Below are 15,216 nucleotides of genomic sequence, written 5' to 3' on the forward strand. Positions count from 1 at the left end.
GGGCGGCCGCGGCACGGCGGCGGCGGGCCGCTAGGCGCGCATGCCGGACTTCCCCTACATCAACGCCCGGGTGCGGGCCATGCGCGCCCGGCTGCTGGACAGCGGGCGCCTGGAGGAGCTGCTGGCCGCGCCCACCTTCGACGCCTTCCTCCAGGCCCTGGCCACCACGCCGTACGGCGCCGACCTCCAGGAGGCGCTCACCCGCCACCGCGGGCTGGCCGCCGTGGACGAGGCGCTGGCGCGCCACTTCCACGCCACCACCCAGCGCATCCTCGGCTTCGCCGACGGGCGGCCGCGGACGCTCATCGAGGCGTTTCTGCGGCGGTGGGACCTGGCCAACGTGCGGGCGGTGCTGCGGGGCAAGCACACGGGGCGGTCCCCGGAGGAGATCGCCGCCTCGCTGTGGCCCGCCGGCACGCTCGGCGAGGTGGCCCTGCGCGAGCTGGCCCGCCAGCCCGACATCCCGGCCGTGGTGGGCTCGCTGGAGGCCCTCGGCCACCCCTTCGCCATCCCCCTGGCGGAGGGGTTGGGCGCCTACGCGGAGACGCGGGACCTGCTGGCCCTGGAGCTGCGGCTGGACCGCTTCTACACCGGGCACGTCCTGCAGGTGGCGCGCGGCGGCGGCCACAACGAGACGGTGCTGCGGGAGCTCGTCCAGGCCGAGATCGACGCGCTCAACGTGAAGACCGCCCTCAAGCTGGCCCGCCTGGCCCCGGACGCGCCGGCGGAGCCGCGCGCGCCGGGGCAGGAGGCGGAGCGCCTGCGCTTCTTCATCCCCGGCGGGGCCCTCACCACCGAGGAGCTCTTCCTCCTGCTGAGCCACCCGGCCACCCTCGAGCAGGGGTGGCGGGCGCTGCGCGTGCGCGGCTTCCCCGTGGCCCGCCCCCCGGAGGATTTGACCGCCTTCGAAAAGACGCTCGACCAGCTCCTGGCCCGCGGGGCGGCACGCCTCTACCTGGGGGACCCCCTGGGCCTGGACGTCGTGGTGGGCTACCTGGCCCTCAAGTACAATGAGGTCGTGAACCTGCGGTTGATCGCCCGCAGCAAGGCCCTCGGTCTGCCCCGCGAGCTGGTCCGTCGCGAGATGGTGCTGGTGTAGATGGCGCGCGCCGCCGTCATCACCGACCCCGAGACCGCCACCGGCTTCCGCCTGGCCGGCGTGGAGGTGCGCGAGGCGGCCACGCCGCAGGAGGCACTGGAGCAGCTGCGCCAGCTCATCGCGCTGGACTACAGCCTCGTGGCGGTGAACGAGGACCTGCTGGCGGGGACGGAGGAGGAGCGGGCCCGGGTCCTGCGCGGCCGGGACCTGCCGGTGGTCGTGCCCGTGCCCGCCCCGCGCGCGCAGGTGGAGAGCGGGGAGGCCTACATCGCCCGCCTGGTGCGGGAGCACATCGGGTTCTACGTGAAGCTCCGCTAGCCCTAGCCTGGCGGGGCCGGACGGGAGGAGGACAGCGGTGCCGATCCAGGGAGAGATCATCAAGATCGCCGGGCCGGCGGTGATCGCCCGCGGCATGCGCGGGGCCCGGATGTACGACATCGTGCGGGTCGGACGGGAGCGCCTGATCGGGGAGATCATCCGCCTGGAGGGGGACAACGCCTTCGTCCAGGTCTACGAGGACACCTCGGGGCTGGGCGTGGGGGAGCCGGTGGAGAGCACCGAGCTGCCGCTGGCGGTGGAGCTGGGTCCGGGGCTGCTGTACAGCATCTACGACGGCATCCAGCGCCCCCTCAAGGACGTGCGCGCGCAGAAGGGCGACTTCATCGAGCGCGGCGCGGTGGCGCCGGCCCTGGACCGGGAGAAGCGCTGGACCTTCACCCCCACGGTGGCGGTGGGGCAGGAGGTGGGGCCGGGCGACGTCATCGGCGAGGTCCGGGAGTTCGGCTTCGTCCACCGCATCATGGTCCCCCCCGACGCCCGGCGCGCCCGGGTGGCGGAGCTCCGCGGCGGCGAGGTCACCGTCGCCGACGTGGTGGGGCGGCTGGAGGACGGCCGGGAGCTGCGCCTCATGCACACTTGGCCGGTGCGCCTGGCCCGCCCCGTGGCAGCGCGCCTGGACCCCCGGGAGCCGCTCGTCACCGGGCAGCGCATCATCGACGTCCTCTTCCCCGTGGCCATGGGCGGGACCGCCACCATCCCCGGGCCCTTCGGCAGCGGCAAGACGGTGATGCAGCAGACCCTGGCCAAGTGGGCCGACGCCGACGTGATCATCTACGTCGGGTGCGGCGAGCGCGGCAACGAGATGACCCACGTGCTCGACGAGTTCCCCGAGCTGGAGGACCCGCGCACCGGCCGGCCGCTGATGGAGCGGACCATCATCATCGCCAACACCTCCAACATGCCGGTGGCGGCGCGCGAGGCCTCCGTCTACACCGGGATCACCATGGCCGAGTACTGGCGCGACCAGGGGTACAAGGTGGCGCTCATGGCCGACTCCACCAGCCGCTGGGCCGAGGCGATGCGCGAGATCTCCTCGCGCCTGGAGGAGATGCCGGCGGAGGAGGGCTACCCGCCCTACCTGTCGAGCCGCCTGGCCGCCTTCTACGAGCGCGCCGGGCGGGTCGTCTGCGCCGGGCAGCCGGAGCGGCGCGGCTCCATCACCGTCATCGGGGCCGTCTCACCCCCGGGCGGCGACCTCTCCGAGCCGGTGACGCAGTCCACGCTGCGCATCGTCGGCACCTTCTGGTCGCTGGACGCAGGGCTGGCCAACCGGCGCCACTTCCCCTCCATCCACTGGCTGCGCTCCTACAGCCTCTACACGCCGCTGTTCCGGGACTACTACCGGCAGCACCTGCCGGAGGACTTCCCGACGCTGCGCGACCGGGCCAGCGCCCTGCTGCAGCAGGAGGCGGAGCTGCAGGAGATCGTGCAGCTGGTCGGTCCCGACGCCCTGCAGGACGACCAGCGCCTGATCATCGAGGTGGGCAAGATGCTGCGCGAGGACTTCCTGCAGCAGTCGGCCTTCTCGGAGGTGGACGCCTTCTGCCCGCTGCTCAAGTCCTACGGGATGCTGCGGGCCATCCTGGCCTTCTACGACGCGGCGGCCGCGGCGCTGCGGCGGGGGATGCCCATGGACGACATCCTCAACCTGCCGCAGATCGGGCAGATCGCGCGCATGAAGGAGGTGCCGCCGGACGCCTTCCAGGGGTGGCTGCGGGAGTTCCTGGCCGGGCTGGCCCAGGCCACCGGGGCGGCCGCCCCCGCCCCGGCGGAGGTGCGCCGCGCCCCGGACGGGCCGGGGGCCTGAGGAGCTGAGGAGGAGCCGATGGAACTCGCGGTCAAGCGCTACCAGTCCATCTCCTACATCTCGGGGCCCCTCCTCTTCGTCGAGGGAGCCCGCGACCTGGCCTACGGGGCCATCGTGAACATCCACCTGCCCGACGGCAGCGTGCGCAGCGGGCAGGTCATCGAGGTCTCCGACCGCCACGCCGTCATCCAGGTCTTCGAGGAGACCACGGGCCTAGACGTGGCCCGCACCGCGGTGAGCCTGCTGGAGGACGTGGCCCGCTTCGGGGTGAGCCGCGAGATCATCGGGCGGCGCTTCAACGGCCGCGGCGAGCCCATCGACGGCCTGCCGCCGATCATCCCGGAGCGGCGCCTGCCCATCATCGGCGCGCCCATCAACCCGGTGGCGCGGCTGCGCCCGCAGGAGTTCATCCAGACCGGAATCTCCGCCATCGACGGGCTGAACACGCTGGTGCGCGGTCAGAAGCTGCCCATCTTCTCCGGCGCGGGGCTGCCCCACAACGAGATCGCCGCCCAGATCGCCCGCCAGGCCAAGGTGCTGGGTCAGGAGGAGGAGTTCAACGTCGTCTTCGCCGCCATGGGGATCACCCAGCGCGAGGCGGCCTATTTCATCGAGCAGTTCGAGTCCACGGGGGCGCTGGCCCGCAGCGTCGTCTTCCTCAACCTGGCCGACGACCCGGCCATCGAGCGGCTGATGACCCCGCGGCTGGCCCTCACCGCCGCGGAGTACCTGGCCTACGAGCTGGGCGCCCACGTCCTGGTCGTCCTCACCGACATGACGAACTACTGCCTGGACGGGGCGCAGGAGGTCCTGCTGGCCGACGGCCGCATCGTGGCGGCGCGGGAGCTGGTGGAGCGCCCCGAGGGGGCGGCGGTGGTGTCCCTGCACGAGGGGCGCGTGGTGCCCGGCACCGTGACGCGGACCTTCCGGCTCCCGGCCCCGCCGGAGCTGGTGCGCCTCCGGACGCGGTCGGGGGCGGAGCTGCGGGTGACGGCCGACCACAAGATCCTCGTCGACACGCCAGACGGTCCGGCCATGGTCCCTGCCGGCGTGCTCCGGGTGGGGGACGAGATCTACACCGCGCGCCGCCTCCCCGTGGTCGAGCCCTGGCAGCCCACGGTCCTCGACCTCCTGGCGGCCTCACCCGAGGCCGACCGCCTCTTCGTCCACATGCGGAACGGGCTGGTGGCGGACACCCTGCGGGCCCGCTACGAGACGCTCCGCCGGGCGTCTGCGGTGCTGGGGCTGCCGTACGGTCGCGTGACGGCCGGTCGCGGCCACGCCTGCTTCTCGGTGGCTGACCTGACGGCCGTGGCCCGGGGGACGGGGACGGTGCTGGCCACCTTCCTGCCCGAGGTCGAGCGCATCACCGCCGGCACGCGTGAGGGCCTGCGGCTGGGGACGGCCGTCCTGACCGAAGAGCTGCTCTATGCCCTCGGCCTCGTCGCCGCCGACGGGTCGGTCTACGAGAACGCCGCCCGGGGCGCGTACTCCCTCTCCTTCGCCAACCGGGAGCCCGGTCTGGTGGACCGCTTCGTCAGGACGCTGCAGGCGCTCTTCCCGGGTCTCGCGGTGCACGTCCACCCCAACCAGGACGGGGTGCCCATGGCCCGGGTGAACAGCCGCACCCTGCTGGTCCTGGCCCGCGCGCTGGGGCTGCCCGAGGACCTGCGCCCGCTGATTCGCCTGCCCGAGTCGCTGATCGCGGCCTTCCTGCGGGGCTACTTCGACGGCAACGGGTCGTGCGTGCTCACCCGGACAGGCCGGGTCCGTCACCTCCAGCTCACCACCCGGAGCCGCGGCCGGGCCGCCCGGCTCCAGCTGCTGCTCCGCCGGCTCGGCATCGTGAGCCGGGTGCAGACGCGCCGTAACGTCGGCGGATCCGGGGACGTGACCGTCTGCGACGTCCTGGTCGAGGGGCGGGAGATGGAGACGTTCGCCCGCGTCGTCGGCGCGCACCACCCGGAGAAGCGCCGGCGCCTGGACCTGGCCGCGGGCGGCGCGCGCGCGGCCGCGGGCTTCGAGCTGGCCCCGCGCAGCTGCGGGAGGCTGCTGCGCCAGGTGCGTGAGCGGCACGGCGTCCGGGCGGCGACGCTCGGCCCCTCCAGCACGGTCGCCCAGGTGGAAGCCGGGACCCGGCGGACCTCGCGGGCGACGCTGCAGCGGTGGGTCGCCCGCCTGGCCGGGCAGGTGGGCCCCGAGGACCCTGAGCTGGCGCGGCTGCGCCGCCTCCTGGAGGAGGAGACGGTGCTCGACCGCATCGTGGCCATCGACCGCTGCCCGCCCTCGGACGGGCACGTCTACGACATCACGGTGCTGCCGGCCCACAACTTCGCCGTGGCCAACGGCCTCATCGTCTCGAACTGCGAGGCGCTCCGGGAGATCGGGGCGGCCCGCGAGGAGATCCCCGGCCGGCGCGGCTACCCCGGCTACATGTACACCGACCTGGCCACGATCTACGAGCGGGCCGGCCGCATCGAGGGGCGCAAGGGGACGGTGACGCAGCTGCCCATCCTGACGATGCCGGACGACGACATCACCCACCCCATCCCCGACCTCACCGGCTACATCACCGAGGGGCAGATCGTGCTCAGCCGGGCCCTGCACCGCAGCGGCATCTACCCGCCCATCAACCCCCTGCCCAGCCTCTCCCGGCTGATGAACGACGGCATCGGCAAGGGGCGCACGCGCGAGGACCACGCCAACGTCAAGGACCAGCTCTTCGCCTCTTACGCCAACGCCGTGGACCTGCGGCGGCTGGTGGCCATCATCGGCGAGGAGGCGCTCACCGAGCGGGACCGGCTCTACCTGAAGTTCGGCGAGCGGTTCGAGCGGGAGTTCCTGGGGCAGGGCAACACCGACCGCTCCATCGAGGAGACGCTGACGCTGGGGTGGAGGCTCCTCTCCATGTTCCCGAAGGAGGAGCTGAAGCGGATCAAGCAGGACCACGTGGACCGCTACTACTTCGGCGAGACCATGGAGAAGCTCTGGGAGGACCGGCGGCTGCCGCGCTGAGGTTCGCCCGGCGCCGCGCAAGCGGCGCCGGGGCGCGACGGCGCCCGCGACCGACCGGAGGGACGAGCGGAGCAGCGATGCCTGAGCTGATCAGTCCGACCCGCATGAACCTGCTGCAGCGGCGCAACCAGCTGCGCGTGGCGCAGCAGGGCGTCGACCTGCTGAAGCGCAAGCGCGACGCGCTGGTGGCCGACTTCTTCAAAGTCGTCCGGGAGGCGCTGGCCGCGCGCGAGCGGCTGGCCGCCGTGGCCCAGGACGCCTACGTCTTCCTCAGCCTGGCCAAGGCGGTGGAGGGGAAGCCGGCCCTCGAGGCGGCGGCCATGGCGGAGCGGCGGGCCCTGGCCGTCGACGTGGAGATCCGCAACGTCTGGGGGACGAAGATCCCGGAGGTCCGCGTGACCGGGGTGCGCCGCCCGGCGGCCGAGCACGCCCCCAACCCCGTGGCCACCAGCGCGCGCACCATGGAGACGACGGCCAAGTTCGAAGCGCTGCTGGACGCCATCTTCCAGGTGGCGATCACCGAGATCAAGCTCAGGAAGCTGGGCGAGGAGATCAAGAAGACCACCCGCCGGGTGAACGCGCTGGAGCAGGTCGTCGTCCCGCGCATCCGCGCCGAGATCCGCTACATCGCCGCGGTGCTGGAGCAGCGCGCCCGCGAGGACATCTTCCGGCTGAAGCGCATCAAGCGGAAGCTGGAGGCCCGGGAGGCGGGGGTGCCGGCGTAGGGGGATGGCCTCGGGCGCTCCTCCGCTCGTCCGGCCCGGCGCGGCCCGCTGGCCGCTGCTCCTGGCCGGGCTGTTCGCCGTGGCCGGCTTCCTCCTGGCTGCCCAGGTGCGCACGGAGCTGCTCATCCGCCGCCACCTGCAGGTGCCCGGCGTGCGCCTGGGGGAGCTCGGCGTGCGCCTCCAGGAGCTGGAGCACCGGCGGGCCGTGCTGGAGGCGGAGCTGGCCGAGCTGCGTGACCAGATCGCCGAGGCGGAGCGGGAGGCGGCGGTGGGCCAGTCCAGCCTGGCCCGGCAGAACCGGCGGGTGCGCGACCTGCGCGTGCTGGCGGGGCTCGTCCCGCTGGAGGGGCCGGGGGTGGCGGTGGAGCTGCGCGACAGCCCGCGCCCCATCCGGCCCGGCGAGGACCCCAACAAGACCATCCTCCACTACACCGACCTCCACGCCGTGGTGAACGACCTCTGGGCGGCGGGCGCCGACGCCGTGGCCATCAACGGCGAACGCCTCGTCGGGACCACCGGCATCAGCTGCGTGGGGACGACCATCCTGTGCAACACCAAGCGGCTGGCCCCGCCCTACCGGCTGGAGGCCATCGGCGACCCCGACGCGCTGGTGCGCTACCTGCGCCGCCCCGGGGGGCCGCTGGAGGTCCTGGAGGCCTTCGGCTTCCCGGTCCAGGTGACCCCGCAGGCACGGGTGCGGGTGCCGGCCTACCGCGGCATCCTGCACGTCACCTACGCCCGTCCCCAGGAGTAAGGTCACCCGGGCGGCCGGCGGAGGAAGGAGGGAGCGCGCATGTGGTTGCCGGTGATCGGGCTGATCGTGGGCATCCTCCTGGGGTTGCTGGTCTCCGTGGAGATCCCGCTGGCCTACGTGAAGTACACCGCCATCGCCATCCTGGCCGCCATCGACACGATCCTGGGCGGCGTGCGCAGCCAGCTGGAGGGACGCTTCGACCTGGGGATCTTCGTCTCGGGCTTCGTCATCAACGCCGGCTTCGCCGCCTTCCTGGCCGGGCTGGGCGACCTGCTGGGGCTGGACCTCTACCTGGGCGCGGTCATCGCCTTCAGCATCCGCATCTTCGACAACGCCGGCTTCATCCGGCGGGACCTGCTCGACGCCTACCTGCGGCGGCCGCGCGGGACGGGCCCGGTGTCGGGGTAAACGAGACGGTGACAGCGCCCGGCGGCCAGCGCCGGGCGGTAGGAGGGGAGAGCATGGTCCGGGTGGGGATCAACGGCTTCGGCCGCATCGGCCGGCAGGCCCTGCGGGCGATCCGCGAGCGGGCCGCCGACACGGTGCAGGTCGTCGCCCTCAACGACATCGCCGACCCGCAGATGAACGCCTACCTCTTCGCCCACGACTCCAACTACGGCGCCTATCCGGGGACGGTGGCGGTGCGCGACGGGGAGCTGGTGGTGGACGGCCAGGCCATCCGGGTCTTCCAGGAGCGCGAGCCCGCGCGCATCCCCTGGCGGGACGCCGGGGTGGAGCTGGTCATCGAGTCCACCGGCCGGTTCACGAAGGCCGAGGCGGCGCGCGGCCACCTGACCGGCGGCGCCCGCAAGGTGGTCATCACCGCGCCGGCCAGGGGCGAGGACATCACCCTGAACATGGGCGTGAACCACGAGGCCTACGACCCGGCCCGCCACACCATCGTCAGCAACGGTTCCTGCACGACCAACGCCCTGGCGGTCACGGCCAAGGTCCTCAGCCGCGAGTACGGCATCCGGCGCGGCCTGATGACCACGGTCCACTCCTACACCAACACCCAGCGCATCCTGGACGTCGTCGGCGAGTCCTTCCGCGAGTCGCGGGCGGCCGCGCTGAACATCATCCCCGCGCCCACCGGGGCGGCCCGGGCGATCTTCCTGGTCCTGCCCGAGCTGCAGGGGAAGATGGACGCCATCGCCATGCGCGTGCCCACGCCCACCGTCTCCATCGTCGACCTGGTCTGTGAGCTGGAACGGCCGGCGGGCGACCGCGACGCCCTCAACGCCACCTTCCGGCGGTGGAGCGAGGAACCGCTGCGCGGGATCCTCGGCTACACCGAGGAGGAGCTGGTCTCCATGGACTTCAAGGGCAACCCCTACTCGGGCGTCGTCGACGCGGGGTTGACCACGGTGCTGGGCGGCAACCTGGTGAAGGTCTTCACCTGGTACGATAACGAGTGGGGCTACGCCTGCCGCGTGGCCGACCTGGTGAAGTACATGGCGCAGCGGGGCCTGTAGGACCGACGGCGGTGCGGAGAGGGCGGGGGGCGGCTCCTCCGCCCTCTCCGTGTGTCCGGGCCCCGGTGCCAGGAGGGCGCATGGCGAAGCAGACCATCCGGGACGTGGCGGTGGACGGACGCCGGGTCCTCGTGCGCGTGGACTTCAACGTCCCGCTGGAGGACGGCCGGATCACCGACGACCTACGCATCCGCGCGGCCCTGCCCACCATCCGCTACCTGCTCGAGCGCGGCGCCCGCGTCATCCTCTGCTCCCACCTGGGGCGCCCGCGCGGCCGGCCTGATCCGGCGCTGCGCCTGGCCCCCGTGGCGCAGCGGCTCGGCGAGCTGCTGGGGCAGCCCGTCCACACGGTGGAGGCAGTGGTCGGCCCCGAGGTAGAGGCGGCGGTGGCGCGGCTCGAGCGGGGCGAGGTCCTGCTGCTGGGGAACCTGCGCTTCCACCCGGGCGAGGAGGCCAACGACGACGCCTTTGCCCGCCAGCTGGCCGCGCTGGCCGACCTCTACGTGAACGACGCCTTCGGCGCGGCCCACCGGGCCCACGCCAGCACGGTGGGGGTGGCCCGGTACCTGCCGGCGGTGGCGGGGCTCCTCATGGAGAAGGAGCTGGCCTACCTGGGGCGTGTGCTCGACGACCCGGTCCGGCCCTTCGCGGCCATCCTGGGCGGGAAGAAGGTCTCCGACAAGATCCCGGTCATCCGCCACCTGCTCACCCGCGCCGACGCCCTGCTGCTGGGCGGAGCCATGACCTACACCTTCCTGAAAGCGCGGGGGCTGGAGGTCGGGAAGTCCCTGTGGGAGCCGGAGATGGTGCCCCTGGCCCGGGAGCTCATGGAGGAGGCGCAGCGACGCGAGGTCCGGCTCGAGCTGCCGGTGGACGTCGTGGTGGCGCCGGCGGCCGACCCGGGGGTGCCGCACCAGGTGGTGCCGGTGGAGGCGATCCCTCCCGAGCAGATGGGCCTGGACATCGGCCCGCGAACGCGAGAGCGCTTCGCTGCGGTGGTGGAGCGCGCGGGCACCGTGGTGTGGAACGGGCCGATGGGCGTCTTCGAGGTGCCGCCCTTCGACGCCGGCACGCGCACGGTGGCGGAGGCGATGGCCCGCTCACAGGCCATCACCGTGGTGGGCGGGGGGGACAGCGCCGCCGCCGTGCGCCGCCTGGGGTTGGAGGAGCGGATGACCCACGTCTCCACCGGCGGCGGGGCGGCCCTGGAGTTCCTGGAAGGGCGGGTCCTGCCCGGCGTCGCGGTGCTGCAGGACCGCCCGTAGGCTGCCGCCCGTCGGCTGCCGGATCGCCCGGAAGGAGGGTGGGATGGCGCGGACGCCGCTCGTGGCCGGCAACTGGAAGATGCACAAGACCACGCGGGAGGCGGCGGCGCTGGTCGAGGCCCTCAAGCCGCTCGTCGCGCCGGTGCAGGGCGTCGACATCGTCCTGTGCCCGCCCTTCACGGCGCTGCAGGAGGTCGGCCGGCTCGTCGCCGGCACGGCGCTGGAGCTGGGCGCCCAGAACATGCACTGGGAACCGCGCGGGCCCTTCACCGGCGAGGTGGCCGCGCCCATGCTCTGGGAGCTGGGGTGCACCTACGTGATCCTCGGCCACTCCGAGCGGCGGGCCCACTTCGGGGAGACCGACGAGATGGTGCGGCGCAAGGTGGCCGCCGCCTTCGCCCACGAGCTCATCCCCATCCTCTGTGTGGGGGAGACCCTGGAGGAGCGGGACGCGGGGCGCACGGAGGCGGTGGTGGCGCGGCAGCTGCGGGCGGCCGTGGAGGGGATCGGCCCCGATGAGGCCGCGGCGCTGGTGGTGGCCTACGAGCCAGTGTGGGCCATCGGCACCGGCCGCCCGGCCACTGGCCAGGAGGGGAACCGCATGGCCGGGCTCATCCGGGGATGGCTGGCGGAGTGGTTCGGGGACGCGGCGGCCCAGATGCGGGTCCTCTACGGGGGGAGCCTTACCCCCGACAACGCCGCGGAGTTCTTCACCCAGCCCGAGGTGGACGGGGGCCTGGTGGGCGGGGCCAGCCTGGAGGCGGAGAGCTTCGCCCGCATCGTGCTGGCCGCGGTCCCGGCCCTGTAGGCGGCCCTCCGGTCACGTAGTACAATCTCCCGGGGCCGCCGAGGGCGGGTGCCGGATGCCCGGCGGTGGGTGCCGGATGCCCGAGCGGGGGCAGGATGCCCGGTGCCCTGTAGGGAGGGCGTTTTGTGGAACAGGCCATCCTGATCGTCCACTTCGTCATCGCCGTCCTCCTCATCGGCGTCGTGCTGCTGCAGGGGCCGAAGGGGGAGGGGCTGGGGGCCATCGGAGGGAGCGCGCGGCTCTTCCACGGGCCGCGGCCGCGGGAGACGCTCTTCACCCGCATCACCACGGCGCTGGCGGTCCTCTTCGTCTTCACCTCGACCTTCCTCGCGTTCTCCCTGCGCTGAAGCGGTGCCGGCGGACCGGACCCCGCCCCGGCGGTCCCCGGCCCTGGTAGGGGACAGGCGGGGTATAATGAGGGTGCCACCCGTGCCGGGATGGCGGAATTTGGCAGACGCGCACGCTTGAGGGGCGTGTGGGGTTCCCGTGGGGGTTCGAATCCCCCTCCCGGCACCAGCGAACGCTTGTTCGTATTTCGTTTTCTCCTACAATTCGAGCTCGCCGCAGTAACATTTAACAGTCTAGGGAACCCCTGATTTGTGGTTGTACCTTGAGAAAACGAGTTACGCCAAGACGCTTCCCCTGGCATAACTGCCGAGCGTGACGAACCTCCGCCTCGGCGCCGCGAAGTACAGCAAGCTGCGCTGGGATGTTGTCCTGCTCGACGCGCACCTCCCAAATCTGCCTGGAAGGCGCGCGACACTCCGCGACTGGTCCGCTGCTTTCTGGCCTTAGTGCGATTTCGCCATTGACTGCCTCAAGATCGTGCGGTCCCGATCCACCTTATCCGGGATGGGCGGCAAGGCGGCGTTGAAAGCCCGCGGCCAGATCGCAGTCATCCCTCAAGGGCGGCGCGGGAAAGAACTTCACGCTGGGCATTCCCTTCCACATCGTCAGTGACCGGCGACTGGCGGATTTGAACTGAGATAGGCATCACGCCGCTCCGGGGCCTTCGCTCAGCGAAGGTAGGCTCCGCACGCAGGCCTCTCCTTGGACGCTGCCGCGAGCCGGCTGGAATAGTCAGTAGCTTCCTGCCGTACATACATCAGAAATGTCGTATGTAACTCCTTACCAGAGAGGGGCGTACTATGGTTCAGGCCGGAGACGCGAGAGTTTCCGAGGGTGCCCCGCGAATCGTCCCCCCGGACCTGCCCATCCTGATTGGCTTCGCCCATGAGATCCTCCCCGTCCTGATCGTGCTCTGGGTGGCCCTGGCGGTGGCCTGGGCGTTGACCGGGCGCGAGTACACGGTCCCGATGGCGATTTGGGCCACGGTGACTACTCTCATGCTCTGGCCGGTCGGCCACCGTCTGGGTCGCCGGTATCTCAGCTATCGTCCCGCCCTCTTCATCCTGGGCGTGCTGAGCATGGCCTACATTCCGTTCGTGGGCTTTGTGCTACAGTCAAACCTCCCCTATGCGGCCAAGCTCGTGCTGTGGCTACTCCTGCCCCTGGATCTCACGATCTTCGCCATCCTGCCCAGCCTACACCAGGGAATCGGCCAGCCCATCCGGATGTTCTTCCGTCCCGACCTCCTCTTCGGGGACGGCCGGGTGCTCTGCTGCGGCATCATCGTCACCGTGTTGGGACTCCGCTACATGCTCGGCCCTCATCCACCGGCCGGCATCCCCATTGCCATCCCCAAGTGGGACTGGTGGGGGATTGCCTACGCCATGGCCGCCGGGTTCGTGCCAATCATCCCGCTTCGTGGAATGAACAAGTTGCTGGCCCGGATGAATCGCCTGATCACCGGGCGCTGGGGCGGGTGGGACGGCATCCTCTTCAAGGAAGGGCTCCTCATCCTCGCTGCGCTCTCCATCGGGTGGGGCTTCCACCACGTCTTCAAGGGCGCGGCCCCGTTCACGGCGGCCAGCTGGCACGAGATCCACGAGGCCCTGGAGGCCGGGCACCATCCGCTGGGCTGGCTGTTGCTCACGCTCGGTGCGCTGTGGCTGGTCGTTGTCCGCGGCGGCTACAAGCGGGCCATCGGCGAGCCGTTCATCAAAGAGACCCGACGGCAGACCTGGATCAAGGAGGTCCTCTTCGTCGTCGGGTTCCTGCCGCTGTTTCTTGGCTTCATGCTCCTCATCGAGGGGGACTTCGGGACCTGGAACCCGTGGCCGCAGTGGCTGGTGGGGCTCCTGTTCTTCCTGTGGGGGCTGGCCGTACTGCTCCCCTTCCGGGTGGTGGCCCAGGTGAACCAGCGCCGGGCGATCGTCCAGCAGATGGCGGCGGTGGTGCTGCCGGCGCACCCGCCGGAGGTACGTCGGCGCGTGCTGCTCCAGATTCTCCCGGGACTCGCCACCCTCCCGGAGGAGCAGTGTGTGACATACATGCGGGCGATGCAGCAAGCCCTTGATGAGGCACCTGAGCAGACCCGTCAGGTGATGGCCGAGGATCGGCTCTGGTGCATGGCCCAACTCCCAGGTGAGGTCCGCCGGACGTTGATGCGCCGGATGGATCTAGCGCTGGCACGGACCTAAGGTCGTGCGAAAGGAGGTGACGCCAATGGTCGGCATCGGTTTTCTAGCGTTCCTCACACTGCTGGGCATCGGCACTGTCGTGGTTGCCGCCAAGATCGTGATCGGTGCCGCACCCGGCGGGCCGCGGAGCGCCGCGGAGGTCGCGACGGATCTAGTCTTTGGCTGGGTCGGCGGGTGGCTGGGCTCGCCCGTCTTCGGGCACTGGTTTGAGAACGTGCGCTACCAGGAGATCTATATCTTCCCCGCGCTCCTGGGCGCGGTGGCGGCTGTTTCGCTGAAGCACTGGTACGACCGGCGGGTCATACCCGCCTGACGATGGGAAGGGCGAACAGGTGCAGGGAGGAGGAAGATCACGATGATCGACATGGTGAAGGCGATGGCCAGGCTGGCGCCGGAGCAGCGGAAGACGCTCCTGGGCGAGCGGCTGCGCCTCTTCGCGGAGGCGAGCGAAGAAGAGCGGGCCCGGGGGATGCGTGAGATGATGGCCGCTCTCGTGACGCTGCCGCGGGAGGAGCAGAAGAAGCTGATCGGCACGCGGATGCAGGTGCTCCTGGAACTTCCCGACGCCGCGCGCAACGCTCTCTTGGGCACCCATCTGCGGCTGATGTCGGGGATGCCCGAGGAGGCGCAGGTCGGTGAGGTGTCGATCCTCAACGAGTTGATGGAGGAGATGCCGCCGCAGATGCGGGCAGTGGCCAACGAGAAGATGGGCGGCATGATGACGCCGATGCTGCACCAGTTCCACTCGCGGCAGGGAAAGACATACGACTGGTGCGGGGCCTGTCAGATCTCCGGGTAGAACCGCGCCGGGACATGACATTTCGGATTTTGCGAGAGGAGGTGAGTGCAAGTGTGCTGCGGACCGATCAGACCCGTGCCCACCACGGGACAGCTAAAGCCGGTTCCCTCCCGATGACCACGGTATCCGGTTGAGTCCGGTTCAAGTCGATCCGGCCCGCGGACTCTGCCGGAGGGAGGACCTGCCAGGAAGGGGGCCGCCTGGCGGTCCTCCCGTTTGCGCGCATGGGCACCCAAGGAGGGTAACCACGATCCAGGCACACTCCTTCGACTGCGCCAGATTGACACGAGGAGGCTGGGCCTGTTAGAGTCATATTCGGAATTCCGTATCGATTACCTTTCCTGCGAGGAGGACTTCAATGTGCGGCTGCTGTGAGCCACTGCCGAAGGAGCTCCGCGAGGAGCAAGCCGAGACCGAACGCGTGAAGATCGAGGACACCAAGCGCGAGGATACCAGAAAGCCTGAGCAGGAACCCGTCGGCGTGCGTTGAGCATCCATGAAGCAGGGTGGGGATGCCCTCCTGGGGCTCGCAGTCCTCGCCATTTGCTGTGGCCTTCCTGTGCTTCTCATTGCGGCGGGCGTGCTGA

The 15,216-nt window shown here is 71.1% G+C and carries 15 protein-coding genes and 1 tRNA gene; 15 read left to right on the top strand and 1 reads right to left on the bottom strand.

Annotation, left to right across the window (positions count from 1 at the left end):
* Window positions 1-40: 40 nt before the first annotated feature.
* The 15 genes from RB146_07400 (at window position 41) to RB146_07470 (ending at window position 14,629) form a co-directional block, all read left to right on the top strand.
* A complete protein-coding gene (locus tag RB146_07400; protein ID MDQ7828804.1) occupies window positions 41-1,099 on the top strand; it encodes a V-type ATPase subunit in 1,059 nt (352 codons plus the stop codon).
* Complete coding sequence (locus RB146_07405; protein ID MDQ7828805.1) at window positions 1,100-1,417, top strand: V-type ATP synthase subunit F; 318 nt, start codon at window positions 1,100-1,102, stop codon at window positions 1,415-1,417.
* Window positions 1,418-1,460: 43 nt separating this feature from the next.
* Window positions 1,461-3,245, top strand: coding sequence for a V-type ATP synthase subunit A (locus RB146_07410; GenBank protein ID MDQ7828806.1), 1,785 nt, complete (start codon window positions 1,461-1,463; stop codon window positions 3,243-3,245).
* An 18-nt stretch (window positions 3,246-3,263) separates the two neighbouring features.
* Entirely contained in the window at window positions 3,264-6,260 is a 2,997-nt protein-coding gene (locus RB146_07415) for a V-type ATP synthase subunit B (protein MDQ7828807.1), read from the top strand.
* A 77-nt stretch (window positions 6,261-6,337) separates the two neighbouring features.
* Window positions 6,338-6,985 carry a V-type ATP synthase subunit D gene (locus RB146_07420; protein MDQ7828808.1) on the top strand — a complete coding sequence of 216 codons (648 nt, stop codon included), beginning with the start codon at window positions 6,338-6,340 and terminating at the stop codon, window positions 6,983-6,985.
* Window positions 6,986-6,989: 4 nt separating this feature from the next.
* The gene (locus tag RB146_07425) at window positions 6,990-7,739 is read left to right on the top strand and encodes a DUF881 domain-containing protein (GenBank protein ID MDQ7828809.1); all 750 of its coding nucleotides are present in this window, start codon (window positions 6,990-6,992) and stop codon (window positions 7,737-7,739) included.
* 39 nt (window positions 7,740-7,778) lie between these two features.
* Window positions 7,779-8,147, top strand: coding sequence for a small basic family protein (locus RB146_07430; protein MDQ7828810.1), 369 nt, complete (start codon window positions 7,779-7,781; stop codon window positions 8,145-8,147).
* 53 nt (window positions 8,148-8,200) lie between these two features.
* Window positions 8,201-9,214, top strand: coding sequence for a type I glyceraldehyde-3-phosphate dehydrogenase (gap, locus tag RB146_07435; protein ID MDQ7828811.1), 1,014 nt, complete (start codon window positions 8,201-8,203; stop codon window positions 9,212-9,214).
* A gap of 80 nt (window positions 9,215-9,294) precedes the next feature.
* A complete protein-coding gene (locus RB146_07440) occupies window positions 9,295-10,479 on the top strand; it encodes a phosphoglycerate kinase (GenBank protein MDQ7828812.1) in 1,185 nt (394 codons plus the stop codon).
* 43 nt (window positions 10,480-10,522) lie between these two features.
* The gene (gene tpiA, locus RB146_07445; protein MDQ7828813.1) at window positions 10,523-11,287 is read left to right on the top strand and encodes a triose-phosphate isomerase; all 765 of its coding nucleotides are present in this window, start codon (window positions 10,523-10,525) and stop codon (window positions 11,285-11,287) included.
* 125 nt (window positions 11,288-11,412) lie between these two features.
* Window positions 11,413-11,634, top strand: a complete 222-nt coding sequence (secG, locus tag RB146_07450) for a preprotein translocase subunit SecG (GenBank protein ID MDQ7828814.1) — start codon at window positions 11,413-11,415, stop codon at window positions 11,632-11,634.
* Window positions 11,635-11,718: 84 nt separating this feature from the next.
* A tRNA-Leu gene (locus tag RB146_07455) sits at window positions 11,719-11,803 on the top strand.
* A 632-nt stretch (window positions 11,804-12,435) separates the two neighbouring features.
* A complete protein-coding gene (locus RB146_07460) occupies window positions 12,436-13,830 on the top strand; it encodes a hypothetical protein (GenBank protein MDQ7828815.1) in 1,395 nt (464 codons plus the stop codon).
* 25 nt (window positions 13,831-13,855) lie between these two features.
* A complete protein-coding gene (locus tag RB146_07465) occupies window positions 13,856-14,143 on the top strand; it encodes a hypothetical protein (protein ID MDQ7828816.1) in 288 nt (95 codons plus the stop codon).
* A gap of 36 nt (window positions 14,144-14,179) precedes the next feature.
* Window positions 14,180-14,629, top strand: a complete 450-nt coding sequence (locus RB146_07470; protein ID MDQ7828817.1) for a hypothetical protein — start codon at window positions 14,180-14,182, stop codon at window positions 14,627-14,629.
* A gap of 355 nt (window positions 14,630-14,984) precedes the next feature.
* Here RB146_07470 and RB146_07475 read toward each other — a convergent pair.
* A partial coding sequence (locus tag RB146_07475) for a hypothetical protein (GenBank protein ID MDQ7828818.1) occupies window positions 14,985-15,216 on the bottom strand: 232 nt, incomplete at its 5' end.

The sequence above is a fragment of the Armatimonadota bacterium genome (assembly GCA_031081585.1).
Taxonomy (GTDB): domain Bacteria; phylum Sysuimicrobiota; class Sysuimicrobiia; order Sysuimicrobiales; family Humicultoraceae; genus Geohabitans; species Geohabitans tengchongensis.

Excerpts from the sequence above, each read along its gene's own strand:
- RB146_07430 (MDQ7828810.1), top strand. The coding sequence starts at position 7,779 with ATGTGGTTGCCGGTGATCGGGCTGATCGTGGGCATCCTCCTGGGGTTG.
- tpiA (MDQ7828813.1), top strand. The coding sequence starts at position 10,523 with ATGGCGCGGACGCCGCTCGTGGCCGGCAACTGGAAGATGCACAAGACC.
- RB146_07420 (MDQ7828808.1), top strand. The coding sequence starts at position 6,338 with ATGCCTGAGCTGATCAGTCCGACCCGCATGAACCTGCTGCAGCGGCGC.
- RB146_07415 (MDQ7828807.1), top strand. The coding sequence starts at position 3,264 with ATGGAACTCGCGGTCAAGCGCTACCAGTCCATCTCCTACATCTCGGGG.
- RB146_07440 (MDQ7828812.1), top strand. The coding sequence starts at position 9,295 with ATGGCGAAGCAGACCATCCGGGACGTGGCGGTGGACGGACGCCGGGTC.
- RB146_07425 (MDQ7828809.1), top strand. The coding sequence starts at position 6,990 with ATGGCCTCGGGCGCTCCTCCGCTCGTCCGGCCCGGCGCGGCCCGCTGG.
- RB146_07460 (MDQ7828815.1), top strand. The coding sequence starts at position 12,436 with ATGGTTCAGGCCGGAGACGCGAGAGTTTCCGAGGGTGCCCCGCGAATC.
- RB146_07405 (MDQ7828805.1), top strand. The coding sequence starts at position 1,100 with ATGGCGCGCGCCGCCGTCATCACCGACCCCGAGACCGCCACCGGCTTC.
- RB146_07465 (MDQ7828816.1), top strand. The coding sequence starts at position 13,856 with ATGGTCGGCATCGGTTTTCTAGCGTTCCTCACACTGCTGGGCATCGGC.
- gap (MDQ7828811.1), top strand. The coding sequence starts at position 8,201 with ATGGTCCGGGTGGGGATCAACGGCTTCGGCCGCATCGGCCGGCAGGCC.
- RB146_07400 (MDQ7828804.1), top strand. The coding sequence starts at position 41 with ATGCCGGACTTCCCCTACATCAACGCCCGGGTGCGGGCCATGCGCGCC.